At 70.5% G+C, this 26,327-nt stretch carries 25 protein-coding genes; 3 read left to right on the top strand and 22 right to left on the bottom strand.

Features of this window, described 5'->3' with window-relative positions; all coding sequences use genetic code 11:
- Positions 1-73 precede the first annotated feature (73 nt).
- Genes hisH through ABKW26_RS11040 form a run of 4 tightly spaced genes read right to left on the bottom strand, consistent with a single transcriptional unit; the run spans position 74 to position 2,923 of the window.
- Complete coding sequence (gene hisH / locus ABKW26_RS11055; protein ID WP_348593646.1) at positions 74-721, bottom strand: imidazole glycerol phosphate synthase subunit HisH; 648 nt, start codon at positions 719-721, stop codon at positions 74-76.
- Positions 718-1,173, bottom strand: coding sequence for a hypothetical protein (locus ABKW26_RS11050; protein ID WP_348593645.1), 456 nt, complete (start codon positions 1,171-1,173; stop codon positions 718-720). The genes hisH and ABKW26_RS11050 overlap by 4 nt, the downstream gene beginning before the upstream one ends.
- Positions 1,170-1,775 (bottom strand): imidazoleglycerol-phosphate dehydratase HisB, encoded by a 606-nt coding sequence (gene hisB / locus ABKW26_RS11045; protein ID WP_348593644.1) that lies wholly within the window; start codon positions 1,773-1,775, stop codon positions 1,170-1,172. Before hisB ends, ABKW26_RS11050 begins: the two co-directional genes overlap by 4 nt.
- The gene (locus ABKW26_RS11040) at positions 1,772-2,923 is read right to left on the bottom strand and encodes a histidinol-phosphate transaminase (protein ID WP_348593642.1); all 1,152 of its coding nucleotides are present in this window, start codon (positions 2,921-2,923) and stop codon (positions 1,772-1,774) included. Before ABKW26_RS11040 ends, hisB begins: the two co-directional genes overlap by 4 nt.
- A gap of 139 nt (positions 2,924-3,062) precedes the next feature.
- Here ABKW26_RS11040 and ABKW26_RS11035 point away from each other — a divergent pair, with 139 nt between their 5' ends.
- Positions 3,063-5,774 carry a RecQ family ATP-dependent DNA helicase gene (locus ABKW26_RS11035; RefSeq protein ID WP_348593641.1) on the top strand — a complete coding sequence of 904 codons (2,712 nt, stop codon included), beginning with the start codon at positions 3,063-3,065 and terminating at the stop codon, positions 5,772-5,774.
- Positions 5,775-5,787: 13 nt separating this feature from the next.
- On the opposite strand, the gene ABKW26_RS11030 is transcribed toward ABKW26_RS11035, so the two are convergent.
- Positions 5,788-7,167 (bottom strand): MFS transporter, encoded by a 1,380-nt coding sequence (locus ABKW26_RS11030; protein ID WP_348593639.1) that lies wholly within the window; start codon positions 7,165-7,167, stop codon positions 5,788-5,790.
- Between the two features lie 55 nt (positions 7,168-7,222).
- Here ABKW26_RS11030 and ABKW26_RS11025 point away from each other — a divergent pair, with 55 nt between their 5' ends.
- Positions 7,223-8,185 (top strand): helix-turn-helix domain-containing protein, encoded by a 963-nt coding sequence (locus tag ABKW26_RS11025; RefSeq protein ID WP_348593637.1) that lies wholly within the window; start codon positions 7,223-7,225, stop codon positions 8,183-8,185.
- Positions 8,186-8,212: 27 nt separating this feature from the next.
- Here the strand turns inward: ABKW26_RS11025 and hisD are convergent, their stop codons facing one another.
- Positions 8,213-9,538, bottom strand: coding sequence for a histidinol dehydrogenase (hisD, locus tag ABKW26_RS11020; protein ID WP_348593635.1), 1,326 nt, complete (start codon positions 9,536-9,538; stop codon positions 8,213-8,215).
- Positions 9,539-9,599: 61 nt separating this feature from the next.
- Here hisD and ABKW26_RS11015 point away from each other — a divergent pair, with 61 nt between their 5' ends.
- Positions 9,600-9,818 (top strand): RNA-binding S4 domain-containing protein, encoded by a 219-nt coding sequence (locus ABKW26_RS11015; RefSeq protein ID WP_348593633.1) that lies wholly within the window; start codon positions 9,600-9,602, stop codon positions 9,816-9,818.
- A 48-nt stretch (positions 9,819-9,866) separates the two neighbouring features.
- On the opposite strand, the gene ABKW26_RS11010 is transcribed toward ABKW26_RS11015, so the two are convergent.
- The 16 genes from ABKW26_RS11010 to ftsW form a co-directional block, all read right to left on the bottom strand.
- The gene (locus ABKW26_RS11010) at positions 9,867-10,274 is read right to left on the bottom strand and encodes a PPOX class F420-dependent oxidoreductase (protein ID WP_348593631.1); all 408 of its coding nucleotides are present in this window, start codon (positions 10,272-10,274) and stop codon (positions 9,867-9,869) included.
- An 11-nt stretch (positions 10,275-10,285) separates the two neighbouring features.
- Positions 10,286-10,768: an NUDIX domain-containing protein gene (locus ABKW26_RS11005; protein WP_348593630.1), complete on the bottom strand. Its 483-nt coding sequence runs from the start codon at positions 10,766-10,768 to the stop codon at positions 10,286-10,288.
- Complete coding sequence (dnaE, locus tag ABKW26_RS11000; RefSeq protein ID WP_348593628.1) at positions 10,765-14,334, bottom strand: DNA polymerase III subunit alpha; 3,570 nt, start codon at positions 14,332-14,334, stop codon at positions 10,765-10,767. The genes ABKW26_RS11005 and dnaE overlap by 4 nt, the downstream gene beginning before the upstream one ends.
- Positions 14,335-14,392: 58 nt before the next feature.
- Positions 14,393-14,917: a GNAT family N-acetyltransferase gene (locus ABKW26_RS10995; protein ID WP_348593626.1), complete on the bottom strand. Its 525-nt coding sequence runs from the start codon at positions 14,915-14,917 to the stop codon at positions 14,393-14,395.
- 30 nt (positions 14,918-14,947) lie between these two features.
- On the bottom strand, positions 14,948-15,886 hold the full coding sequence (locus ABKW26_RS10990) for an RluA family pseudouridine synthase (protein ID WP_348593624.1): 939 nt from the start codon (positions 15,884-15,886) through the stop codon (positions 14,948-14,950).
- Complete coding sequence (lspA, locus tag ABKW26_RS10985) at positions 15,883-16,632, bottom strand: signal peptidase II (RefSeq protein WP_348593622.1); 750 nt, start codon at positions 16,630-16,632, stop codon at positions 15,883-15,885. Before lspA ends, ABKW26_RS10990 begins: the two co-directional genes overlap by 4 nt.
- 82 nt (positions 16,633-16,714) lie before the next feature.
- A complete protein-coding gene (locus tag ABKW26_RS10980; RefSeq protein ID WP_348593620.1) occupies positions 16,715-17,176 on the bottom strand; it encodes a TraR/DksA family transcriptional regulator in 462 nt (153 codons plus the stop codon).
- Positions 17,177-17,319: 143 nt separating this feature from the next.
- Complete coding sequence (locus tag ABKW26_RS10975) at positions 17,320-17,982, bottom strand: DivIVA domain-containing protein (protein WP_348593696.1); 663 nt, start codon at positions 17,980-17,982, stop codon at positions 17,320-17,322.
- A gap of 155 nt (positions 17,983-18,137) precedes the next feature.
- On the bottom strand, positions 18,138-18,425 hold the full coding sequence (locus tag ABKW26_RS10970; protein ID WP_348593618.1) for a YggT family protein: 288 nt from the start codon (positions 18,423-18,425) through the stop codon (positions 18,138-18,140).
- Positions 18,426-18,428: 3 nt separating this feature from the next.
- Positions 18,429-18,923: a cell division protein SepF gene (gene sepF / locus ABKW26_RS10965; RefSeq protein ID WP_348593616.1), complete on the bottom strand. Its 495-nt coding sequence runs from the start codon at positions 18,921-18,923 to the stop codon at positions 18,429-18,431.
- A gap of 178 nt (positions 18,924-19,101) precedes the next feature.
- The gene (gene pgeF / locus ABKW26_RS10960; protein WP_348593614.1) at positions 19,102-19,845 is read right to left on the bottom strand and encodes a peptidoglycan editing factor PgeF; all 744 of its coding nucleotides are present in this window, start codon (positions 19,843-19,845) and stop codon (positions 19,102-19,104) included.
- Between the two features lie 27 nt (positions 19,846-19,872).
- Positions 19,873-21,246, bottom strand: coding sequence for a cell division protein FtsZ (gene ftsZ, locus ABKW26_RS10955; RefSeq protein WP_348593612.1), 1,374 nt, complete (start codon positions 21,244-21,246; stop codon positions 19,873-19,875).
- A gap of 195 nt (positions 21,247-21,441) precedes the next feature.
- Positions 21,442-22,431: a cell division protein FtsQ/DivIB gene (locus tag ABKW26_RS10950; protein WP_348593610.1), complete on the bottom strand. Its 990-nt coding sequence runs from the start codon at positions 22,429-22,431 to the stop codon at positions 21,442-21,444.
- Complete coding sequence (gene murC / locus ABKW26_RS10945) at positions 22,428-23,918, bottom strand: UDP-N-acetylmuramate--L-alanine ligase (RefSeq protein WP_348593609.1); 1,491 nt, start codon at positions 23,916-23,918, stop codon at positions 22,428-22,430. Before murC ends, ABKW26_RS10950 begins: the two co-directional genes overlap by 4 nt.
- Entirely contained in the window at positions 23,915-25,060 is a 1,146-nt protein-coding gene (gene murG / locus ABKW26_RS10940) for an undecaprenyldiphospho-muramoylpentapeptide beta-N-acetylglucosaminyltransferase (RefSeq protein ID WP_348593607.1), read from the bottom strand. The genes murC and murG overlap by 4 nt, the downstream gene beginning before the upstream one ends.
- Complete coding sequence (gene ftsW / locus ABKW26_RS10935; protein ID WP_348593605.1) at positions 25,060-26,262, bottom strand: putative lipid II flippase FtsW; 1,203 nt, start codon at positions 26,260-26,262, stop codon at positions 25,060-25,062. Before ftsW ends, murG begins: the two co-directional genes overlap by 1 nt.
- Positions 26,263-26,327: the final 65 nt, after the last annotated feature.

Genomic DNA, 26,327 nt, shown 5'->3' with positions numbered 1-26,327 from the left:
AGGGATCCTCTCGGGGAACCGGTCGGGTGGTTGTGGTGGTCAGGGTGCGGGGGCGGACACGGCGGGCCGGGTCTCAGAGCGAACGCAGCCAGTTCTGCAGGAGGTGCGCCCCTGCGTCACCGGACTTCTCCGGGTGGAACTGCGTCGCGGAGAGCGGGCCGTTCTCGACCGCAGCGACGAACCGTCCACCGTGGTCGGACCACGTCACGAGCGGCGGCCGGAAGCGGCCGTCGGCCGGCTCGTCGGTACCGAGCGTGAAGGTGCGGGCGGCGTAGGAGTGGACGAAGTAGAACCGCTCGTCCTCGATCCCGTCGAAGAGGACGGACCCGGACGGCGCGTCGACCGTGTCCCAGCCCATGTGCGGGACGACCGGCGCCTCGAGACGGTCGACGACACCGGGCCACTGGGCCAGGCCCTCGGCGTGGGTGCCGTGCTCCTCCCCCGCGTCGAACATGATCTGCATGCCCACGCAGATCCCGAGCACCGGGCGGCCGCCTGCGAGGCGCCGCTCGATGATCTGCCCACCACGCACCGCGTCGAGACCCCTCATACACGCGGCGAACGCACCGACACCCGGGACGACGAGCCCGTCAGCCTCGCTCGCGAGCACCGGGTCGGCCGTCAGCGTGACCGCCGCACCGGCGCGCTCGAGCGAGCGCACTGCGGAGCGCACGTTGCCGAAGCCGTAGTCGAGGACGACGACGGAGCGCTGGGCGGTCATCGGCGTTCCTTGCGGCCCGAGCGTCCACCGGGGGCCGCGAGGCTCCGCATGGCCTTCCAGCGGGACATCCCTGAGCTCGACACCACGCCGTCGAGGTCGTGGACCGAGGTGATACCGAGGAGCAGGTCCTCGAACTCGTGCGGTGCGCCGTCGAGGACGAGTCCTGGTGCGAGGTCTCCCGTGCGTTCCCCCGCCTGCCACTGGCCGGCGGAGATCTGGCCGCCGTCCGCCTCGACGAGGATGAGCGGCACCGTCTTGACCAGGGCGGACACCGACTTCGCGAGCACCTGCGGCGTGTCGCCCGACGCGTCGCGGCACACCGCGTAGGCACCGATGGGTGACGTCACGGCGTCGACCGGGATCTTGCTCAGGGCGCACGCAGCGGCGAGGGCCTCGGCCGTCGCGACCTGGGTGAGGATGATCGCGATCTTCGGTGTGCCTGATGACGTCACAGCGCGCCCTTCGTCGACGGGATGCCGTGCACCCGCGCGTCGGGCTCGACAGCGGCGCGCAGCGCCCGCGCGAGCGCCTTGAACTGCGCCTCGACGATGTGGTGCGGGTCGCGACCGGCGAGGACGCGCATGTGGATGCAGATCCCGGCGTGGTGGGCGATCGACTCGAGAACGTGCCGGGTCAGCGACCCCGTGAAGTGACCACCGATGAGGTGGTACTCCTGTCCGGCAGGCTCACCGGTGTGGACGAGGTACGGCCGACCGGACACGTCGACGACCGCCTGGGCGAGCGCCTCGTCGAGCGGGACGAGAGCGTCCCCGAAGCGGGCGATGCCCGTCTTGTCGCCGAGCGCGATGCGCAGCGCCTCGCCGATCGCGATGGCGACGTCCTCGACCGTGTGGTGGGCGTCGATGTGGGTGTCGCCGGTCGCACGGACCGTGAGGTCGACGAGCGAGTGCTTGCCGAGGGCCGTGAGCATGTGGTCGTAGAAGGGCACCGTCGTCGAGATCTCGGTGCGGCCCGTCCCGTCGAGATCGATCTCGACGACGACGCTCGACTCGCTCGTCGCGCGCTCGATGCGTGCCGTGCGGGAACCGCTCACAGTCCTGCCACCTCCACCAGTGCGTCCTTGAACGCCACCATGTCCTGCGGGGTACCGATCGATACCCGCAGCCAACCGTCCGGGCCCGTCTCACGGATGAGCACACCTCGGTCGAGAAGACCCTGCCACACCGCGTGACGGTCGTCGAACGAGCCGAAGAGAACGAAGTTCGCGTCCGTCTCCGCGACCTCCAGCGGAGCGCCCCCGACCCTCTGGCCGCGCAGCCACTCGACGGTCGCGTCGCGCTCGACGCGCAGGGCGTCGACCTGGGCGAGCAGGGTCGCCGAGTGCTTGAGCGCCGCCCGCGCGACGGCCTGCGTCACGGCCGACAGGTGGTACGGCAGCCGGACGACGCGGAGCACGTCGACGAGGTCACGAGACGCTGCGAGGTAGCCCACCCGCGCTCCGGCCAGCGCGAACGCCTTGGACATCGTGCGGCTCACGGCAAGGTTCGGGTACCTCGACAACAGCTCCATCGCCGACGGCACGCCGTCGCGACGGAACTCCCCGTACGCCTCGTCGACGACGACGACGGCCGGTGCTCCGTCCACGTCCACCGCGAGCGCTGCCTCGCACACCGCGCGGACGGTGCTCAGCGGCAACGTCGTCCCGGTGGGGTTGTTCGGCGACGTGAGAAGGATCACGGACGGCTGGTGCTCGAGGACCGCCGCTCGGGCCACGTCGGGGTCCACGGTGAAGTCGGTCTCCCGTCGACCGGCGATCCACTCCGTGAGGGTGTCGCGGGCGTACTCGGGGTACATCGAGTACGTCGGTGCGAAGGAGAGGACGGCCCGACCAGGTCCGCCGAAGGCCTGGAGGAGGTGGAGCATGACCTCGTTCGAGCCGTTCGCGGCCCACACCTGCTCGGGTGCGACCCGGACCCCGGACTCCGTCGCCAGGTAGTCCGCGAGATCGCTGCGCAGGGCGAGGAACTCACGGTCCGGGTAGCGGTTGAGGCCGGCCGCGGCCGCCGCGACGTCGCGCGCGATCGTCTCGACCACGTCCGCGCTCGGCGGGTACGGGTTCTCGTTGACGTTGAGGAGGTGCGGCACGTCGAGCTGCGGCGCCCCGTACGGCTCCATGCCGGCGATACCCGGGCGCACGGGCAACCGAGCGGGTCGGTCGAGAGAGGGGGGTGTCGAGATCACCCACCCAGTCTAGGGAGAGTGTCGAGACGAATCGCGCGGCGTCCGACCCGTGGCCCGGCGCAGCCCCGGCTGCGTCGGCGTCGTCCACAACCGGGCGCGAGGGGCGCTCACTGTCCCACCGAGTCTCTACGCTGGACGCATGACGTCACCCGCTGATCCCGCGCAGCCCGCCTCCGACCCCGGCACCGGACAGGTGAAGCCTCGCGGGCCCAAGCGCTGGGGCGTCGAGCCCGACTGGTCGAAGCTGCCCACGACCCGCCGCCCACCGGTCGTCAGCGACGCTCCCGCCTGGGGGACCTCCTCGATCGACGCCCGCCAGCTCATGAACCTCCCCGTCCCGGACGAGCTCGCCGAGGCGGAGGGCGACGAGGACGAGGAGCCTGAGACGGACGGCGTCGTCGTCGACGAGACATCCACCGTCGAGGCGCCGTCCACCGTCGAGGCACTGTCCACCGTCGAGGCGCCCTCGCCCGAGGTGGCCGAGCCACCCGTGGCGACGACGCGAGACGAGCCGGACGACGAACCGGGCTACGACGACCCGTACAAGGACGTCCCGTTCTTCGACGAGCCGCCCGGCGACCCGCGGTGGGGCGAGGAACCGCCCCGGGCGGACGAGACGCCCGCACGCCGGGGCTCTGCGCCGCAGCAGGGGGCGCGGCCGTCCGCGCGCCCTCCGGTCCGGCCCGTCCAGCGCTCGACCACCTCAGTCGTCGTGGGCGAGGACGAGGACCTGCGGCCCGAGGCCGAGGCCGCTCTGCGCCGGCTCGTCGGGCGGGACGATGTCGCGCTGCGCGACGACCAGTGGACGGCGATCGACGCCCTCGTCCGCGAGCACCGGCGCGCGCTCGTGGTCCAGCGCACCGGTTGGGGGAAGTCGGCCGTGTACTTCGTGTCCACGGCGCTCCTGCGCGCCCGCGGCGCCGGTCCGACGATCATCGTCTCTCCACTGCTCGCGCTCATGCGGGACCAGATCGCCGCTGCTGAGCGCGCCGGCATCCGAGCGGCGACGATCAACTCGGCCAACGTCACCGAATGGGACCAGATCCACGCGCAGATCGAGTCCGGAGAGATCGATGTCCTCCTGTGCTCCCCCGAGCGGCTGAACAACCCCGGGTTCCGCGACGAGGTCCTCCCGCGTCTGGCCGCGGACGCCGGTCTCGTCGTCATCGACGAGGCGCACTGCGTCTCCGACTGGGGCCACGACTTCCGGCCCGACTACCGGCGCATCCGGACGCTCCTCAGCGAGCTCCCGCCCGGCATCCCAGTCCTCGCGACGACCGCCACGGCCAACGCGCGGGTGACCCAGGACGTCGCCGAGCAGCTCGAGGTGCCGGGCGTCGACGGCGCCCGCGCCGAGGTGCTCGTCCTGCGAGGTGGGCTCGACCGCGAGTCCCTGCACCTGAGCGTGCTGCGTCTGGGCGACCAGCCGACCCGGGTCGCGTGGTTGCTCGAGACCCTGCGCTCGATCCAGGGTTCCGGCATCGTCTACTGCCTCACCGTCTCTGTCGCCGAGCAGGTCGCCGCCCAGCTCAAGGCAGCCGGGATCCCCGTGGCTGCCTACACCGGACGGACCGACCCGACCGAGCGCGAGTCCCTCGAGTCCGACCTCAAGGCCAACCGGGTCAAGGCCCTCGTCGCGACGTCCGCCCTGGGGATGGGGTTCGACAAGCCCGATCTCGGGTTCGTCGTGCACATGGGTGCGCCGAGCTCGCCGATCGCGTACTACCAGCAGGTTGGCCGAGCCGGGCGTGCTGTCGACAAGGCTCTCGTGGTGCTGCTCCCGGGCGAGGAGGACCGTCGGATCTGGGAGTACTTCGGCTCGCTGGCCTTCCCCCAGGAGCACCAGGTCCGGGCGACTCTCGATGCGCTGGCACACGGTGGAACACAGTCCGCCCCGGCCCTCGAGACCCAGGTGGACCTCACCCGATCCCGTCTCGAGATGATGCTCAAGGTCCTCGACGTCGACGGTGCGGTCAAGCGCGTCAAGGGCGGGTGGGAGTCCACCGGGCAGGGATGGTCGTACGACGCGGACAGGTACGCGCGGGTCGAGCAGGCGCGGCTCGCCGAGCAGCGCACGATGGTCGACTACATCACCACCGACGGGTGCCGGATGGCGTTCCTGCGCGCGACCCTCGACGACCCGGACCTCGTCCCCGGCACCCGGTGCGGGCGCTGCGACAACTGCGGGGGCGTGGACGTCCCCGCAGCGCCGAGCGTCGAGCACGTGTCTCAGGCACGCCAGGCGATGGACGTCCCCGGCGTGACCGTCGAGCCGCGCAAGATGTGGCCGTCCGGCATGGCCTCGCTCGACGTCGACCTCAAGGGCAAGATCCCCGAGACCCAGCAGGCGGCGCCGGGTCGCGCGGTCGCACGTCTCGACGGGCTCGGCTGGTCGCAGCCGCTGCGGGAGCTCTTCGCGCCGGGAACCCCGGACGGCGAGACCCCTGTGCACCTGCGCCGGGCGGTCGTCCAGGTGCTCGACGCGTGGCCCGCCGGCAAAGCTGTGGACGGCATCGTGGCGATCCGGTCCACGACGCGACCCGTCCTCGTGCAGCACCTCGCGCAGGGGCTCGCGACCTACCTGGGAAAGCCGTTCGTCGGCACCATCGGCCCCGTCCCCGGGCACGAGGAGGCTGGTCGGCACGACGTGAACTCCGCGATGCGGCTCGCGTCCGTCGAGCGGCGGCTCGCGCTCGAGCTGAGCCCCGCTGCCACGGCAGGGCTGGAGGGGCGGGCGCTGCTCGTCGTCGACGACCTCGTCGACTCCGGCTGGACTCAGGCGATCGCGGCGCGCCTCCTGCGGGGCGCCGGTGCGCGCGAGGTCCTGCCGCTGGTCCTCGCGCAGCGGTGACCAACAGGGTGGATCAGGCGGTCGCCGCCTGCCAGCGGCGACCGCCCAGGACGAAACCGAGCGCGACGAGCAGGAAGATCGCGGCGAGCGCTCCCCACCCCGCGATGCCGTGGGCGATCGCCGTCGCGGTGACGAGGAGCGGCGCGATCATCATGGCGACCGAGTGGCCCATCTGGCTGACGCCCTGGTACGCCCCTGCGGTCCGCTCGTCGGCCATGTCGAAGGACAGCGTCCACGACCCCGCCTCGCCCCAGAGCTCGGCCGCGGCGTGCACGAGAGCCGCGAGGACGAGGAGCACGACCGCGAGGAGGGCGTTGCCCGCCGCTGCCGCACCGTAGAGCCCGCACGCGAGCGCCAGGACGACGCAGGCTCGCGTCATCGTCCGAGCGGCCGAGGGGACCGACGTGGCCCCGCGGGAGAAGCGCACCTGGAAGAGCGCCACCAGAACGGTGTTCAGGAGCAGCAGCCCGGAGATCATCACCGTCGGCGCCTGGGTGTGTCCGGCGATCCAGAGTGGCAGCCCCACGGTCTGCATACCGAAGTGGACGCCGAAGACGCTCGTGAGCCCCACCATCGCGAGGTACTGGGGGTCTCGGAACGGCGACCGACCGCGAGACGCCGGCAGCGTCGTCGGTGTCGCGGTGACCGGCGCACTGCCGAGCGCACCGTCCGTCCCGTCGCGGTACGCAGGGTCGAGGGGATCCACCGGTCCGGCATCCTCCGGTGCAGCGACGTGAGGGGTGCCACCCCGGACGGACACGGGGCGCCGCGCCAGCCGGACGAGTGGTGCCGCGCCGCTCGCGGCGAGCAGCCCGACGACGAGCACGCTCACGCGGTACGCCACGTCCGTGTCGAGGAGGAGCGCGACGGCCGCGACGCAGGTGCCGAGCCCGATCCCGACGTTGACGACGACGTGGAGGCGCGCGCGCATCTCGATGCGGGTCGGTCCGGTGAAGGAGCGGGCGACGAGGGCCGAGCGAGCGGAGCCGCCGGCCTGTCGGGTACCTGTCGCGAGGCAGGCGATGACGATGAACGCCACCACACCGTCGGCGACGGCGAAGGACGCGAGAGCGATGCCCTGCACGAGGACGCACACGATGAGCAGGCGCAGGGCGCCGACCCTGTCCGCGAGGAAGCCTGCCCCGAGCGAGGCGAGGACGCCGACCGCACCGGCGACCGTCAGCCCGATCCCCACGGTGATCGGGTCGATACCCATCGACCGCGTGAAGAGCAGGGCAGAGACTGCGTAGAACATGCCGTTGGCGACGGTGAGCGACATCGACGCAGCCGTGAGCGCGCGGGCCACGGCGTCCTCGGGACGGAACGTCCGCGCGACCTCGCTGCCGATCCGTCGGGCGTGGTCAGAGACGCGGGGGCTGGTCGAGAGAGGCACCGGACCATCACAGCCCACGTGACACGCGACTCCAAATGGTGAAGGGTATAGCTTCATGCTCCGCTATCGCATCTCCGACTCCGACCTCAGCGCCATCCGGTTCGCCCTCTCGCCCCTCAACGAGCTCGGCCTGTCCCTGCGAGCGCTCCACGACCCCGCCCGGTTCCCGGCGCACCTCGCGTGGGTACGCAAGGTCGCCGAGACCACCCCCGCGGGGGACCTCGAGATCCTGCGCTCGCTCGTCGACGACCGGCTGTGGGTCCCCGACTTCCTCAACCCCGTCCCGGTGAGCCCGCTCACCCGCTTCGACGACGAGATCGCAGCGCTGGCCACCGTGCCGCTCGACCGGCTCGACCGCGACCTCGACGCCGTGCACACCGATCGTCCAGCAGCTCTGCGCGGTGCCGCGACGGCCGTCCGCGCACGCGTGGTCGACGCGGTGGCGTCGTACTGGGAGACATCCTTCCGGCCCTCGTGGCTGCGGATGCGCGGTGTGCTCGACGCCGACATCGTCTTCCGCGGCCGAGCGATCAGCCGCAGCGGGCTCGTCGGCATGTTCGCCGACCTCTCCCCCGCGGTGAGCTTCGACGGACGTTTCGTCACCCTGCACCTCCGGGACCCGCGGGTGCGCACGATCGAGACCGACGGTGCCGGGCTCACGCTCATCCCCAGCCTCTTCACCCTGCGCGTCTCGTCGCCGGTCCTCGACGACGCCCCTCCGTCGGTCATCTACCCGGCTCGAGGCGCGGCGACGCTCCTCGAGCCGGAGCGACCCGCTGCCGCCTCGGCGATGGTCGCCCTCCTCGGCCGCACCCGCGCGAGCCTCCTCGGCGCGCTGCACGAGCCGACGTCCTCGACGGAGCTGGCACGCCGCCTCGGCGTCACGACGAGCGCCGTCAACCAGCACCTGCGCGTCATGCACGACGCAGGACTGCTCACGCGCGCACGCCACGGACGCTCCGTGCTCTACCTCACGAGCGAGGTCGGCGCTGCGCTCGCGACGGCCTCGGCGAGATGACAGCGTCGGCGAGACTGCGAGAGGTGATCAGACGAAACGGGCCTGGACGGCCTCGCCGTGCGCAGGGAGGTCCTCCGCGTCAGCGAACGCGACGATGCGGGTGGCGATCTCCTGCAGTGCGTCCGCCGAGTACTCGATGACCTGAACGGCCTTGACGAAGCTGTGCACACCGAGGCCGCTCGCGAAGTGCGCGCACCCTCCTGTCGGCAAGACGTGGTTGGAGCCGGCCATGTAGTCCCCCAACGACACGGGAGAGTAGGGGCCGACGAAGATCGCGCCCGCGTTCGTGATCCGCTCGGCGACGGCCGCAGCATCCGCGGTCTGGATCTCCAGGTGCTCGGCACCGTACGCGTCGACGACCTCGATGCCGTGCTCGATGCTGTCCACGATGACGACGGCCGACTGCGGGCCCGCGAGGGCCTGGAGCACCCGGGCAGAGTGCCGGGTGGCCAGCGCCCTGTCCGCGAGCCGCGCGGCGACCGCGCCCGCGAGCTCGACGCTCGGCGTCACGAGAACCGCGGCCGCAGCCGGGTCGTGCTCCGCCTGGCTGATGAGGTCCGCCGCGACGTGGATCGGGTCGGCTCCGCCGTCCGCGAGGATCGCGATCTCGGTGGTGCCGGCCTCGGCGTCGATGCCCACGACGCCGCGCACGAGGCGCTTCGCCGCGGCGACGTAGACGTTCCCGGGCCCCGTCACGACGTTGACGGGCTCGCAGAGGACCGTGCCGTCCTGTGGCTCGCTGCCCGCCGCGCCGTAGGCGAACATGGCGATCGCCTGCGCACCGCCGACGGCGTAGATCTCGTCGACGCCGAGCAGCGCGCACGCCGCGAGGATCGTGGGGTGCGGCAGGCCACCGCCTGCCTTCTGCGGGGGCGAGGCCACCGCGAGCGAGCGCACCCCGGCCTCCTGCGCCGCGACGACGTTCATGATGACCGACGACGGGTACACGGCGAGCCCGCCCGGGACGTAGAGGCCGACGCGCCGTACCGGCACCCACCGCTGACGGACCTGCGCCCCGGGCGCCAGGTCGACGGTGAAGGGCGCGGGGAGCTGTGCGGCGTGAACGGCTCGGACGCGCGCGACGGACTCCTCGATCGCGGCCCGCACGTCGGCGTCGAGCTCCTCCAGAGCCCGTGCGACGTCGGCAGCCGGGACCCGGAGGTGGGTGGGTCGGACGCCGTCGAACCGTTCTGCGAGATCGCGCAGCTCTGCTGCGCCGCGGTCGCGCACCGCGGCGATGATCGGCTCGACGACGGCGGCGGCGTCCTCGACCCGGACCTCGGCACGGGGCAGTGCTTCGAGGAGCTCACGGGCGGACAGGGAGCGACCACGCAGGTCGAGTCGGTTGATCACGCATCCATCCTAGGCGGAGCCGTGTGCGCGACCGAGCGGTTTCTCGCGGGAGAATGGCCTCATGGAGCGCGTAGAGATCACCGACGACATCATCCGCCTGGGCCAGTTCCTCAAGCTGGCGGGCCTCGCAGAGTCCGGGGCCCAGGCCCGCGCCCTCATCACCGACGGCGAGGTCTCCGTCAACGGCGAGGTCGATACGCGGCGCGGCCGACAGCTGCACAAGGGCGACGTCGTCACCGTCGACGCTCCGGCCGGGCAGTCGAGCGCCGAGGTCGGCTGACCCGTCCCGTGTGCGGGGGCGCCGGCGACGACACGACCGTGACGGGCGTCAGCGCGCCATGTAGCTCGAGCTCATGACCTTGTCAGGGACCATGAGCAGGACGACGCGCTGCGGGTTCTCGCGGGGCTCGCGGTAGCGGCGCGCGTAGCGGGCGACCGCCTCGGCGATGTCGTCGGGATCGTGGGAGACGGTCACAGGCCCTTCGAGGGTGATCCACCGCCCACCGTCGACCTGGCACACGGCTGCGCGTGACGGCCGTCCGTCGGGTCCGGGGCGCCCGGCGTTGCGCGCCTTGACCGATCCGCCGCTCGTGGTGATGCGTACGACACCGGCGTCCGGGTCCCACGTGTAGCCGACGGGGACGACGTGGGGCGACCCGTCGACCCGCAGGGTGGTCAGGGTCGCAAGGTGGCGTTCGGTGACGAACACGTGCTGCTCGGGGGTCAGGTTGATCACAACGGACGAGTCTATGCGGGGAAGCCGAACGTCATGAGGCGGGACGGGCCGCCCGCACGGAGCGCGTCGAGGACGGCACGCTCGTGCGGCACCACGGGCTCGGGCAGGTCGTCCCAGGCGAACCACCGCAGATCGGCCGCCTTGTCCAGTTCCTGCAGTCGTGGCACGCCCTCCCACCGGGTGCACCGGAAGAAGAAGTCCACGCGCTCCTCGATCGGCCCGCCCCCCGGCGTCGTCCGGTGCATGGCCGTCAACGGCTCGAGGTCCTCGGCCACCACGACGAGACCGAGCTCCTCGCGCACCTCGCGGAGCGCGGCGTCGACGACCGACTCCCCGCGCTCGACGTGCCCGGCCGCCGCGGTGGCCCAGTACCCGTCCATGTAACCGGTGTCCCGGCGCAGCTGGAGGAGCACCTCGGCCACCGGCTCATCCCGGAGAAAGACGACGTACGCCGCCGGGACCACCTGGAACCGCCCCGCGCGGGGGACGCTCACGTGAGGGTGGCCGCACTGCTGGCGAGACAGCTGGGGCCGAGCAGCGCCTTGAGGTCCCCGTACAGGGACGGGTTGCGCTGCACCCGCAGGGCGTCACCGACCCGCATGACCTTCGTGCGGCCCGGGCTCGTCAGGCTCAGGTGCAGCGGAGTGCTCCCCGGGTGGGTGCGCAGGATCTCCCGGAGCCGCTCCACCACGTCCTGCGTGCACCGCGACTCGGCGAGCGTCACGACGACCGGAGAGTCGCTGCCCGTCGAGATGTCCGGGAGCGACACCTCCATCGCCTGGAGCTGCATCGTCTCGTCGCGCCGTCGCACGCGACCGCGCAGCACGACCACCTGGTCCTCGGCGAGGATCGTCGAGTACGCGAGGTAGGTCTCTCCGAAGAACATCACCTCGACGCCACCGTCGAGGTCCTCGATCGTCACGGCGGCCCACGGGTTGCCCTGCTTGGACATCTTGCGCTGCAGCGACGTGATGAGGCCGGCGATGACGACCGTCGAGCCGTCGGGCCGGGTGTCGTCGGCGAGCAGCGCGGCGACGGAGGTCTCGGCTGCCTGGGCCAGGACGTGCTCGAGGCCGGAGAGCGGGTGGTCCGAGACGTAGAGACCGAGCATGTCCCGCTCGAAGGCGAGCAGCTGCTTCTTGTCCCAGTCCGGCAGGTCCGGGATGTCGACGGTGAAGGACATGCCTTCGTCGTCGTCGTCACCACCGAAGCCGGCGAAGAGGTCGAACTGGCCCTCGGCCTCCTTGCGCTTGACGCCGATGACCGAGTCCACCGCCTGCTCGTGCACCACCTGGAGTGCGCGACGGGTGTGCCCGAGGGAGTCGAAGGCGCCCGCCTTGATGAGCGACTCGATCGTCCTCTTGTTGCAGACCACCGCCGGCACCTTGTCGAGGAAGTCGGTGAAGGACGCGAAGTCGGCCTTCTCGTCGCGGGTCCGCACGACGGCGTCCACGACGTTGGCGCCCACGTTGCGGACTGCCGTCAGACCGAAGCGGATGTCCTTGCCGACAGCCGTGAAGTTCGCCGAGGACGAGTTGACGTCGGGCGGCAGCACCGTGATGCCCATGCGACGGCACTCGTTGAGGTAGAGCGCCGACTTGTCCTTGTCGTCGCGAACGCTCGTGAGGAGCGCCGCCATGTACTCGGTCGGGTAGTTCGCCTTGAGATAGGCCGTCCAGTAGGAGACGACCCCGTACGCGGCAGAGTGCGCCTTGTTGAACGCGTAGTCGGAGAACGGCAGGAGGATGTCCCACAGCGCCTTGACAGCAGCCATCGAGAAGCCTCGCTCGACCATGCCACCCGAGAAGCCCTCGAACTGCTTGTCGAGCTCGGACTTCTTCTTCTTGCCCATCGCGCGACGCAGGATGTCGGCCTGACCGAGGGAGAAGCCGGCGACCTTCTGCGCGATCGCCATGACCTGCTCCTGGTACACGATGAGCCCGTGCGTGGTCCCGAGGATCTCGAGGAGCGGCTCCTCGAGCTCCGCATGGATCGGCGTGACCTCCTGCATCCCGTTCTTGCGCAGCGCGTAGTTCGTGTGCGAGTTCGCACCCATGGGCCCGGGCCGGTAGAGCGCACCGACGGCCGAGATGTCCTCGAAGTTGTCCGGGCGCATGAGCTTGAGGAGCGTGCGCATGCCGCCGCCGTCGAGCTGGAACACCCCGAGGGTGTCTCCCCTGCCGAGCAGCGCGTACGTCGCCGGGTCGTCGAGAGTCAGCGTCTCGAGCTCGACCGGCTCCTTGCCGTTCATGACGATGTTCTCAAGAGCGTCGTCGAGGATCGTGAGGTTGCGCAACCCCAGGAAGTCCATCTTGATGAGCCCGAGCTCTTCGCACTTCGGGTAGTCGAACTGCGTGATGACCGCGCCGTCCTGGAGCCGGCGCATGATCGGGATGATGTCGATGAGGGGGTCGCTCGACATGATGACGCCGGCGGCGTGCACGCCCCACTGGCGCTTCAGGCCCTCGATGCCCTTGGCGAGCTCGACGACGCGCTGCGCCTCGGGGTCGGCGGCGTGGACCTGGCGGAACTCCTCCGCCTCGTTGTACCGCTTGTCCGACGGGTCGAAGATCCCCGAGAGGCTGATGTCCTTGCCCATGATCGCGGGCGGCATCGCCTTGGTGAGCTTCTCGCCCATCGCGTAGGGCATCCCGAGGAGCCGGCTCGAGTCCTTGAGCGCCTGCTTGGCCTTGATGGTGCCGTACGTGACGATCTGCGCGACGCGGTCCTCGCCGTACTTGTCCGAGACATACCGGATCACCTCACCGCGGCGACGCTCGTCGAAGTCGACGTCGAAGTCGGGCATGGACACGCGGTCCGGGTTGAGGAAGCGCTCGAAGAGCAGACCGTGCCGGATCGGGTCGAGGTCCGTGATGCGCAGTGCGTACGCGACCATCGAGCCCGCACCGGAACCACGACCCGGCCCGACGCGGATGCCGTTGTCCTTCGACCAGTTGATGAAGTCGGCGACGACGAGGAAGTACCCCTCGAACCCCATCTGGGAGATGACTCGGGTCTCGTAGTCGGCACGCTGACGCACCTCGTCCGAGATGCCGTCCGGGTAGCGGTACCGGAGCCCGGCCTCGACCTCCTTGACGAACCAGGAGGTCTCGTCCTCCCCCGGGGGGCAGGGGAAGTTCGGCATGTAGTTCGCGGAGGTGTTGAAGGACACGTCGCACTGCTCAGCGATGAGGAGCGTGTTGTCGCACGCCTCCGGAAGCTCGCGCCACACGCGCCGCATCTCGGCCGCCGACTTGACGTAGTACCCGTCACCGTCGAACTTGAAGCGGTCGGGGTCCGCCAGGGTCGAGCCCGAGTTGATGCACAGGAGCGCCTCCTGCGAGTGGCTGTCCTCCTGCCTGACGTAGTGGAGGTCGTTCGTCGCGACGAGCGGCGCCCCGATGTCCTGCGACAGGCGGATGAGGTCCTTGAACACGCGGGTCTCGATGTCGAGGCCGTGGTCCATGAGCTCGACGTAGTAGTTCTCCTTGCCGAAGATGTCCTGCAGCTCACCAGCCGCGCGGACCGCCTCGTCGTAGTGCCCGAGCCGCAGACGCGTCTGCACCTCTCCTGACGGGCAGCCGGTCGACGCGATCATCCCGCTGCCGTAGCGCGAGAGGAGGTCGCGGTCCATGCGGGGCCACTTGCCCATCTGGCCCTCGAGCGAGGCCAGCGAGCTCATCCGGAAGAGGTTGTGCAGCCCGTCGTTGTTGCGAGCCCACATCGTCATGTGCGTGTAGGCGCCACGCGCCGAGACGTCGTCGCTCGCCTGCCCCGCGTCGCCCCAGCGCACGCGGGTGTTGTCGAAGCGGGACGTGCCCGGCGTGACGTAGGCCTCGACGCCGATGATGGGCTTCACGCCGGCGGCGGTCGCCTGCTTCCAGAAGTCGTAGGCACCGAAGAGGTACCCGTGGTCGGTCGTCGCGAGGGCCTTCTGACCGAGCCGTGCCGTCTCCTCGAAGAGGTCGCCGAGCCGCGCCGCGCCGTCGAGCATGGAGTACTCGGTGTGGACGTGCAGGTGGACGAAATCATCAGAGGTCGAGGCAGGTGCAGACGGCATGCGACGAGTCTAGATCGGCTCGCGGGCCGACTCGCCGACGCCGCTCGTGTGTCGTGTCTCAGACACCCCAGGAGGCGACGGACGCCGTCGACATCGTCTTGTGGGCGTCCCGGTGCCAGATGCCGGCGTCGAGGTAGCGATCACCATCGACGGTGTAGCCGAGGCGCTCGTAGAACCCGATCGCCTGCTCCTGGGCGCTCAGCTCGACCCGCACCGTCCCGTCGACGGTGGCCTCCTCGACAGCGAGCGACTCGAGCGCGCGCATGACGATCGCCCCGACCCCGCCCGCCCGACACCGTCGGACCACCGCGACACGCCCGATGTGCACGACACCGGGATGAGCGGGGTCGGTGAGCAGTCGTCCTGTGGCGACCGCCTCCGGCGGGACGCCGCTGCCGCCGTCTCTCGTGGTCCGCACGACGATGACGTGCGTCGTCGTCGGCTCCGTGTCGGCAGCGTCCATCTCCTCCTCGAGCGGGACGCGCTGCTCCTCGACGAACACCTCACGACGGACGGTCCAGGCCGCCTCGAGCTGCTCCGGGGTGCGGACACGCTCCGTCCGGAAGGTCGGCAGCTCGGTCATCGGGTCGTGCCTCTCATCGCCGCGGTCCCTTCACCGGTCCGCGGAGCGCACGGTCTCGAGCGCTCCGGCGAGATCTTCGGGGTACTCGCTCTCCACCTCGACCCACTGCCCCGTCGAGGGGTGCTCGAAACCGAGACGCTTGGCGTGCAGCCACTGCCGGTCGAGCTTCACGCGTGCAGCGAGCACGGGGTCCGCGCCGTATGTGAGGTCACCGACGCACGGGTGGCGCAACGCGGAGAAGTGGACCCGGATCTGGTGCGTCCGCCCCGTCTCCAGGTGGACCTCGACGAGAGAGGCCGCAGAGAGCATCTCGAGCACCTCGTAGTGGGTGACGGACGGCTTGCCGTCGGCGAGCACAGCGAACTTGTAGTCGGCCGACGGATGGCGGCCGATGGGGGCGTCGATCGTCCCCGTCGTCGGTTCCGGGTGCCCTTGGACGAGAGCGTGGTAGACCTTCTCGACCGTCCGCTCCTTGAACGCCCGCTTGAGGACGGAGTACGCGTGCTCGCTCTTCGCCACGACCATGAGCCCGGACGTCCCCACGTCGAGCCGGTGGACGATCCCTTGCCGCTCCGCTGCGCCTGACGTCGAGATCCGGTACCCGCTCGCGACGAGAGCTCCGACGACCGTCGGGCCGGTCCAGCCGACGGACGGGTGCGCCGCGACCCCGACCGGCTTGTCGACGACGACCACGTCGTCGTCCTCGTAGGCGATGCGCATGCCGGGTACGGGCTCCGCGACGACGACCGGTCCCGTGTGCTCGCGAGGATCGGGGAGATCGACCTCGAGCCAGCCCTCGGCGGGCAGCCGGTCGGACTTGCCGATCTCACGCCCGTCGAGGCGCACCCCTCCGGACGCGGCGATCTGCGCAGCGGCCGTCCTGGAGAGACCCAGCATCCGTGAGAGGGCTGCGTCGACGCGCTCGCCCACGAGCCCGTCCGGGACAGGCAGGGTCCGCACCGGGCTCATGGTGTGGGCTCGTCGTCCGCACGGCGAGCGGGCGTACCAGAGGACTCCGGGCGGGTGGGATCCGGCTCGACCGGCGCCTGGGCGTCGGAACCTGGGTCCGTCGACGACGTGTCGGTGACGGCGCCCTCGGACGGAGCTCGGCCGGTGGAGGCTGGATCGGTCGATGCCGCGTCGGTCGGCGTGGAGGACGCGCGCTCGCCGTCCGGACCGATCCCCACGAAGGCGAGGATCGCGATGGCGACGGCCGCGACGACGATGGCGATGTCGGCGACGTTCCCGATGAACGGCCCGTAGTCGATGAAGTCGACGACGTGCCCTTCGGGGAAGCCCGGCGCGCGGAACAGACGGTCGATGAGGTTCCCGAGCGCACCACCGAGGACGAGTCCGAGAGCGAGCGCCCACGACGTGGACCGGATCCGCCGCGCGCTGTACGCGATGAACACGACCACCACGACGGACAAGAGCGTGAGGACCCACGTCATCCCGCTGCCGAAGGACAGCGCCGCTCCGGAGTTGTAGATGAGCCGGAGACCGACGAGATCCCCGAGGAGCGGTCGTGCAGGCTCTCCCGCGACGAGCTCGCTCTCCGCCCACACCTTGGAGAGCTGATCCACGAGGAGCACGAGGAACGCGATCCCGAAGATCATGGCCAGGTAGACCCCGGGCCTCCGCGTCGTCCGGGCTGACGGTCCGTCCGTGCCGTCGACGGGGTCGTGGATCGCTGGGTTATCAGAAGTCTCAGACATCACGCTGAAGTCTCCCACGAGTGGCGCCGACGCTCCGCCCGAGGGATCCGGAGCGCCGACCGCCGTCTCGACGGTCCTCGGCTCAGCGTCGCTCTTCGCGCTGCTTGCACGTGACGCACAGCGTCGCGCGAGGGAAGGCCTGGAGCCTGGCCTTGCCGATGGCCAGCCCGCACATCTCGCAGCTGCCGTAGGTCCCCGCCTCGATGCGCGAGAGGGCACGAGCCGTCTGCGTGAGGAGGTCGCGAGTGTTGTTCACGAGCGTGAGCTCCTGCTCGCGCTCGAGAGCCGACGAGCCGGAGTCGGCCTGATCGTCACCGGCACCGTCACCCGAGTTGCGCAGGAGCTCCGAGAGCTCTTGGTCGGCAGCGTGCAGCTCTTCACGGAGCCGGACGTTCTCGCCGATGAGCTCGTCAGCGAGCAGGACGATCTCCTCGGCGTCCCACGGAGTCTCGCCATCACGGACCGGGAATCCCTTGACATCCTGGGTGAGGTTGGGGAACTGCTCCCGGGCGGGAGCGCTGCTGGTTGCGTCACGGGTCGACATCACGGCCTCTTTCATAGAAGTTAGCCGAGGTTAAACGCCGCAGCCGGTGCGCACAACTCACCACGCCGCTGTCCGCGGAGAGGTGAATCCTGCGCACCGGCTGCGATGCGACCGAGACCCGGACGGGTCCCCGGCTGGGTGGATCAGATGCCCTGCTTGCCCTGTCCCTCGCCCGGCCGAGCACCCGGGAGCGCACTGCCACGGTTGTCGAGGTCACCGAGGAGGTTCTGCAGGTAGCTCTTGAGACGGGTCCTGTAGTCGCGCTCGAAGATGCGGAGCTCGTCGATCTTCCGCTCGAGGAGCGATCGCTCCTGCTCCAGCTGCGACAGGGTCCGCTGAGAGGTCTCTTCGGCCTCGCGGACGATGCGGGTTCCCTCGCTCTTCGCCTCGGCGATGAGTCGATCCCCCTCTTCCTGGCCGGCTCGGACGTGATCGTCGTGGAGCTTCTGCGCCATCTGGATGATGCCGGTGGCCATCTCGGGCTCACGCGGCGGCACACCACCCTGCGCGACGACGGGCGGCGCCTCGACGACCGGTGCGGGCTTGGGAGCCTCCACCTTCTCGACCGAGACGGGCTGCTCCGCCGGAAGCGCCTGCTGCTGCGCGTTCGCACGGCTCAGCTCCGCGACCCGTCGCTCCGACGCCTCGAGCTTCGCCTTGAGGTCGTCGTTCTCTGCATACAGTTCGCGCAGCGTGTTGAGAACTTCGTCGAGGAAGTCGTCGACCTCGACGACGTCGTAACCCTCCCGGAACTTGGTCGCCGGGAACTTCTTGGTCAGGACGTCATCTGCTGTGAGCAGTGCCACCATCGTTTTCACCTCGAATACTTGCGCTGGACTCTTCGGTCATACCACCGACCACTACTGGTCACGCTAGCGGACATTCACGCATGTGCGCTCGCCGTGAGACTCGTTCGGTGGAGTATCTTCGCGTTCGGTCGCTCCCGTCCTGTCCTTCGCACTCACTGCATGGAGAGGACGTTGAACACCTGCATGAGGAAGCTCACGCCGACGAACAGGATGAGAAATCCCACATCGAGCCGGACGCGCCCGAGCGGGAGGGGCGGGATCTTGCGCCTGAGGAACTTCACCGGCGGGTCGGTGAGGGAGTAGATGACCTCGGCGAGCACGAGAAGTACTCCCTGGGGACGCCAGTCCCGGGAGAACACCTGCACCCAGTCGAAGATCACCCTCCCGATGAGGACGATCAGGTAGAGCAGGCAGACGAAGGCGAGAAGGCTCCAGATCACGTGCTAGCTCTGGTTGTAGAAGCCGGCACGGGTGGGACCGACCTTCTCGGCGACACGCTCTTCGCCGGAGACCTCGACGTGCTCGGGCGAGAGCAGGAACACCTTGCTCGTCACCCGCTCGATCGCGCCGCGCAGACCGAAGATGAGGCCGGCCGAGAAGTCGACCAGACGCTTGGCGTCCGCGTCGTCCATGTCGGACAGGTTGATGATGACGGGCGTGCCGGCACGGAAGGCTTCGCCGATGACCCGCGCGTCGTTGTAGGAGCGCGGGTGCACGGTCGTGATGCGACGGAGCTCGGCGGGAGCGGTCGGTGCGACCGGGGTCTCGCGGCGCGACAGGGATCGGTTGATCGGTGTGACCTGAGCCTCGTATTCCTGCGGCACGTCGGTTCCTACCTCGTCGTAGTCGTCGTAGTCCTCGTAGTTGTCGTGCTCGACCTCGCCTCGATCATCCGCGAGGCCCAGGTAAAGCATCGTCTTGCGCAGCGCTCCGGCCATCGCCATCTCCGTTCCCACTCGGTCCGATCAGCGGCTTCTCGGATGACCCCGAATGCTGACGGTGAGATCACGCTAGCCGAGCCGGGCGTCCCGCACGGAGCGACACGCCCGCCGTCAGCGAACACGTTCGCCCGGGTGGTGCCCCCCGGCCCTTCGGGACTCCCCTCGCGCGCTGGGGTCAGGCGAGCATCACGACTCCGGCGAACCTGCCTGTCACCGACCGCTCGGCCGTGGCGCGACGGTGGGAGAAGAACCGGGTGTCCGTTCGGGTGCACGCGCCGACCTCGAGCACCTCGGCGGTGCCGGCCCGGCGCAGCTCGTGAGCGACCGCACCGGGAAGGTCGAGCGAAGGACTCCCCCACGACGTCGTCGCCCGGACGTGCGGCACGACGTCCGCCACCTCGTCCTGCAGCGCCTGAGGGACCTCGTAGCAGCCGCCGCAGATTGCCGGCCCCACTGCTGCGCGGATGTCGCCCCGCCGCGCCCCGATCTCCTCCATGGCGCCGACGGTCGCGGCGACGATGCCGGCGACCACACCTGCTCGGCCCGCGTGGACCACGGCGACCACCCTGCGCCCAGGGTCGGCGAGCAGCACCGGCACGCAGTCGGCCACGAGAGCTCCGAGCGGAGCGCGAGCAGCTGCGGTGATCAGGGCGTCCGCCGTCCCGCAGCTCAGGTCGGCGCCCTCGGGGGCGCCATCGACGACCCGGACCGTGCTGCCGTGCACCTGGGTCATGTACGACACGACGGCGCCGAGCTCGACATCGACGCGGGCACGGTTGGCCAGGACGACCTCCTCGTCGTCGTCGACGTTGAGCCCGAGGTTGAGCGAGTCTCGGGGCGGGGCGGAGAGGCCCCCGTCCCGGGTCGTGAAGAACGCACGGATCCCGGGACCGAGGTCGACCTCGATCACCGGGATCACGGGGTGCACGTCACTGCCGACTGCCTGCTACTTGAGGAAGTCGGGGATGTCGAGCTCCTCGACGCGGCGCCGCTGCGGCTCCTCGTCGAAGATGCGCGGAACCTCGAGCTGCCCTGTCCGCGTCACCGCGTCGGGGTCGGTCGACAGGAATGCGGGCACCGGACCGCTCTGCTGGTACTGCTGCTGCTGAGCCGGCTGCTGCACAGGTGGCTGCTGCTGGACCGGCTGCTGCGCCTGGTACGCCGCCGCCGGGTTGACGGGAGCGCTCTCCGGGCCGTCGAACCCCGAGTCGAGGGGGACGACCGGACGCGCGAGCGCGTGCACACCCGTCGTCGTCGGCACTGCGGCGAGCGGCGCCGGCTGCGCGGGCGCGACGGGAGCGGTCGACGCAGCAGGTGCCGCAGCCGACCCCGTCACCTGGCCGAGACCACGTGCGTCCTTGCGGGTCTGCGGTGCCCCGCCGTCGAAGCCTGCAGCGATGACGGTGACGCGGACCTCGTCGCCGAGCGCGTCGTCGATCACGGCGCCGAAGATGATGTTGGCCTCGGGGTGAGCGGCCTCGTGCACGAGGCGCGCGGCCTCGTTGATCTCGAAGAGGCCGAGGTCGGAGCCGCCCTGGATGCTCAGCAGCACCCCGTGCGCTCCGTCGATGCTCGCCTCGAGGAGCGGCGAGGAGATCGCCAGCTCCGCTGCCTGGACGGCACGGTCGTCGCCACGTGCCGAGCCGATGCCCATGAGCGCGCTGCCCGCACCCTGCATGACGGACTTGACGTCGGCGAAGTCGAGGTTGATGAGGCCCGGTGTCGTGATGAGGTCGGTGATCCCCTGCACGCCCGAGAGCAGAACCTGGTCGGCGGAGTGGAACGCGTCGAGCGCAGAGACGTTGCGGTCCGACATCGACAGGAGCCGGTCGTTCGGGATGATGATGAGGGTGTCGACCTCGTCGCGGAGCGCCTCGATGCCCGCGTCGGCCTGCGTCGAGCGGCGGCGCCCCTCGAAGGTGAACGGCCGCGTGACGACACCGACGGTGAGTGCACCGAGCGCCCGGGCGATGCGCGCGACCACGGGGGCTCCACCGGTACCGGTGCCACCCCCCTCGCCTGCGGTGACGAAGACCATGTCGGCGCCCCGCAGGACGTCTTCGATCTCCTCGGCGTGGTCTTCCGCCGCCTTCTTGCCGACCTCGGGGTCGGCGCCGGCACCGAGCCCTCGTGTGAGCTCGCGGCCCACGTCGAGCTTCACGTCGGCATCGGACATGAGCAGCGCCTGCGCGTCGGTGTTGATCGCGATGAACTCGACGCCCTTGAGCCCGACCTCGATCATCCGGTTGACGGCGTTCACGCCACCGCCTCCGATGCCGACCACCTTGATCACAGCTAGGTAGTTTTGCGGAGTTGTCACGTCCGTGCCTCTCGATCTGGGAACCCTGAACCCTCACCCTCAAGTAGAGGGTTATAGTTATGTCAGGTTGTACTAGGAGTGACGCTATGCGCAGCACGCTGCGCTATCAACGACCGGGACCGCGTGTCGGTCACATTGTTCGACCGCGCTCGTCGCTGCGATGCCCTCGCGACACGGCCGACGCGTCAGAGAGCGTCATCGCGTGATCGGGAACGTCGGCGCGGAGACGTCGAACACACGGGCCCCACGGCTCACCTCGGCCGTGCGCAGCGTGGCGAGCACCTCGCTCTTGAGGCTCGACTCCTGCGAGCTCCCCCACTCCACCACCACGCCGTCGCGCAGCGTGAGCGTGACGGAGTCCTGTGTCGTCGCGGAGAGCGAACCGACCTCCGCAGCGAGGGCGTCCGGCAACGAGTTGAGGACGACGAGCGCCGCCTCCAGGGTGCGCCGGTCCTCCCCCGTCAACGGGATCGTGATGAGCGGCAGCTCCGGAGGCGCGACCGCCTCGACACCGACCTGGACGGCGTCCTGGTCCAGCAGCGCCACCCCCTCGGGGACCGGTACCGCTGCGACGGGCTCTCGCGCGACGACGTCGACCGCCAGACCCGACGGCCACTGACGAGCGAGCGCCACGTCACGGACGTTCGGCACCTCGAGGATCTCCTCGCGCAGGGCCACGGTGTCCAGCAGAGCGAGCGACGTCCCGTCGTGCGCAGCGACGACGTCGACGATCGCCGCAGAGTCGACCGAGCTCCCCGTGCCGTCGACCGTGAGACGGTCGGCGTCGAAAGACAGCAGGCTGGAGTAGAGCAGCGCCCAGGCGGCACCGGCGACGAAGGCCCCGACGCTCGTCGCGAGGAGCGCACGTCGCATGAGCCGGTGCCGCCGCATCGCCCTCTGCTCGGCGAGCCGCTCCGCCATCCCTGTAGAGAGGACGGGGACGCGCTGCGTCGCTCCCGTGGGCGTCCGCGACGTCGAGATCGCCCCGGTCCGCACGGTCGCCGGGGCGACCTGGGTGCCTGGACGCCGGGGAGCCCGCACAGCGGCAGCGGGCTGCGCGCCAGAGGCAGGCGCGGTGCGGCCCTTGGCCGTCCGCGGCGCCTCCGGTCGACGAGGCGCGGGAGGGCGTCGTGGGTCGACGGGCGCCTGTCCGCCACGGGGGCGGGGAGCGGGAGGCGGCTTCATGACCCTCGGGTCGCCTGCGCACCGTCGGCTGCACGCGCAGCAAGCTCCGCGAGCACCACGTCCCCGAGCTCGGTGACGTCCCCCGCCCCCACCGTGAGGACGAGGTCGCCGGCGCGTGCGAGCCCGGCGACTGCGCGGGCAGCGTCCGTGCGGTCGCGCACGACCCGCCCGCGACCGGGTGTCGCCATGCGGTCGACGATCGTGTGGGCGCCGACGCTCGGGTCGGGGTCCTCACGAGCGCCGTAGACGTCGGTCACGACCACGGCGTCCGCGAGATCGAGGGCGTCGGCGAACTCCTGCGCGAAGATCCGGGTACGGGAGTACAGGTGCGGCTGGAAGAGGACGATGATCCGGCCGCCGGCGGCGACGCCGCGTGCCGCACCGAGCATGGCCGCCACCTCCGTGGGGTGGTGCGCGTAGTCGTCGACCACGCGGACTCCGCCAGACTCGCCGCGCAGCTCGAAGCGACGTCCCGTACCCATGAACTCTCCGACACCCGCCGCTGCCACGGCGGGCGAGACCCCCAGCGCGAGCGCGACGAGGACCGCGGCCGTCGCGTTGAGCGCGTTGTGCATGCCCGAGACCCGGAGGGCGACCTCGAGGACCTCGCCGTCGCGTGACACCGCGCCCCCTGGCGACAGGATCAGAGTGAACCGGCAGCCCCCGGTCTCGGGCACCACGACGTACTCACCGAGGACCGCCGTCGCGGCGCGGTCCGTCCCGTAGGTGAGGACCTGGCCGCCCGCGGCACCGTGGTGCGCCGCCAGCTCCCGCGCCCCGGCGTCGTCGTGGCACGCGACGAGGTACCCGGACGGGTCGACGTTGCCCGCGAACGTGCGGAACGCCTCCTCGAACGCGTCGCGGGACCCGTAGTGGTCGAGGTGGTCGGGCTCGACGTTCGTGACGACGGAGACCAACGGTCGGTAGGCCAGGAACGAGCCGTCGGACTCGTCGGCCTCGGCGACGAGCACGTCGCCGGTGCCGAGGTGTCCGCCCGGGAGCGCCCCGTCCGCTACGAGGACCGATCCGCCGATGGCGAAGGACGGGTCGAGACCTGCCTCGGTGAGCGCGACCGCGACCATCGCCGACGTCGTCGTCTTGCCGTGAGCACCGGCGACCGCGACGGAGCGTCGTCCGTCCATGAGCGCGGCGAGCGCCTCCGAACGGTGGAGCACCCGGAGCCCGGCGACCGTCGCGGCGACGAGCTCGGGGTTGTCGGGGCGCACGGCACTCGAGACGACGACCGTGTCGGCATCGGCGACGTTCGATGCGCTGTGGCCGATCCACACCCGCACGCCTGCGTCGCGGAGGGCATCCGTGACCGCGCTGCGCCGCGCGTCGGACCCCTGGACGACCGAGCCCTCGCTCGCGAAGAGCCGGGCGACGACCGACATCCCCGCTCCGCCGATCCCGACGAAGTGCACGGTCCCGAGGCTGTCCACCGTCGGTCGAACCGGGTGGACCGCTGGTGTCGAGGCCGACGTCATCGGGCCACCGGCGATGCCTCGGCGGCCGACTCGACGAGCTGGAGCACCCTGCTCGCGGCATCGGGCACGCCCACCGACCGCGCGGCGCTGCTCATGATCGCCAGAGCGGCCGGGTTCTCGAGGAGCGGCAGGGCGATCGTGGAGACCCACGCCGGCGTGAACTCGTCGTCGGCGACGATGAGTCCACCACCGACCTCGACGAGCGGGCCGGCGTTGAGCCGCTGCTCACCGTTACCGATCGGCAGTGGCACGTAGACGGCCGGGAGGCCGAGAGCCGCCAGCTCGCACACCGTCCCGGCACCCGAGCGGCACACGACGAGGTCGGCGACGGCGTACGCGAGCTGCATGTCGCTGAGGTACTCACGGGCCTGGTACAGGGCAGCCTGCGCAGGGTCGAGCGCACCGACCGCAGCATGGACGGCCTCGGCCTTGCCGCGCCCCGTGAGATGCAGCACCTGGAGGCCCGCAGCGGTGATCTCCCCGACGAGCGCCGTCATCGTCTCGTTGAGCCGCTGCGCACCGAGCGACCCACCCGTGACGAGGAGCGTGGGAAGGTCAGGACGCAGCCCGAGCGCCTGCGCCGCAGCCGCCCGCCTCCCGGCGGAGTCCGCAGCCCGCTCCGCGATGAGCGTCGAGATCTCGTGCCGCAGCGGCAGACCGGTCACCTGCGCCCCGGGCAGGGCGGTGCTGGGGAACGTCACCGCGACGGACCTCGCCCACCGCGCGCCCAGCCGGTTCGCGAGTCCTGGGCGAGCATTCTGCTCGTGGATGACGACGGGGACCCCGCGGCGCCGTGCAGCGAGGTAGGCGGGTGTCGCGACGTATCCACCGAATCCGACGACGACCTGCGCTCCGCTCTCGTCGATCGCCGCACCGGCCGCACGGACCGCCGCACGGAGCTTGCCAGGGAGCCGGAACCACTCGATGCTCGGGCGGCGGGGCAGCGGGACGCGCGGCACGAACCGCAGGTCGTGCCCGCGCTCGGGGACGAGATCGGCCTCGAGCCCCTCTCGCGTGCCCAGGACCGTGATGGTCGCGTCCGGGTACCGGGCACGGACCTCGTCCGCCACCGCGAGGAGCGGGTTCACATGACCCGCCGTACCGCCACCTGCAAGAAGAACTGACTCAACCACGCTTCTCATCACCCGAGCTCATCGTCTGTGCCTGTCACTACCGGTCGTCTGCGCCTCGACGCCACCCGCCCCACGACGGCGACGGAGCGGCGCACCACGCTGGGGCGAGCGGCGAGCGCCTCACGAGCGCCCGGTTCGTCCCGTGCGAAGGATATGACGATTCCGAGGGCGAGCATCGTCGCGACCAGCGCCGACCCTCCGGCCGAGACGAGCGGCAGGGGTACACCGATGACCGGGACGAGCCCGATGACGACGCCGATGTTGATGAGGGCCTGACCGACGATCCAGCAGGCGATCGCGGCCGTCGTGATCTTCACCATCGGGTCCGGGTGCCGCCGGATGATCCGCACCATCGCAACGCCGAGGAGGGCGAACAGGACGAGCACGAGAAGGGTCCCCAGGAGCCCGAGCTCCTCGCCGAGGACAGCGAAGATGAAGTCGTTGTGGGCCTCCGGGAGGTAGGACCACTTCTCGAAGCTCGCTCCGAGGCCCACTCCGGTCAGCCCGCCCGTACCCAGACCGGAGAGTCCGCGCAGCACCTGGTAGCAGGCTCCGGCCTCGTCGCACGTGCCACTGAAGCTCGCGGAGATCCGCGCCATCCGGTTGCCCGAGTCGAGCACGAGGGCGACCACCACTGCGACGATGCCGACGCCGAAGACGCTGAACATCCGCAGGGGCATCCCTGCGACGAACAACGCACCGACGAGGATGAGCATGAGCACCATCGCGGTGCCCAGGTCCTTGCCAGCCAGCACGAGCGCGATGACCAGCGCAGCACCCGGCAGCACTGGGATGAACGCGTGCTTCCACTCGTTGATGACGGCGAGCTTCCGACCGAGCACGACACCGAGCCACACAGCGAGTGCGACCTTGAGGAACTCGGACGGCTGGATCGTCAGTCCTGGGCCGAGGGAGACCCAGTTCGTGTTGCCCATCTTGCCCGCGCCCAGGGGTGTGAAGATGAGGAGCTGGAGGCCCATGGCGACGACGAGGGCGAACCACGCGGCCTTCTTGTAGAACGAGGGGCGCAACCGCATGGCGACGAGCATGAACGGCAGACCCATGAGGGCGAACTTCGCCTGCTTGAGGAAGACCGAGTATGCCGAGTCTCCGTCCTGCAACGAGTCGACCGACGAGCTGGAGAGCACCATGACGAGCCCGAGCACGAGAAGGAGGATCGTGGCGCCACCGAGCAGGTAATAGCTGGTCACCGCGCTGTTCCACTGTCCCGACCACGCACCCCGGGCTGCGCCTCGGACCGGAGTCCGGTCGTTCG

Source organism: Sanguibacter sp. 25GB23B1, assembly GCF_040012415.1.
Classification (GTDB): domain Bacteria; phylum Actinomycetota; class Actinomycetes; order Actinomycetales; family Cellulomonadaceae; genus Sanguibacter.
This window is presented reverse-complemented; position numbering and strand designations above follow the sequence as displayed.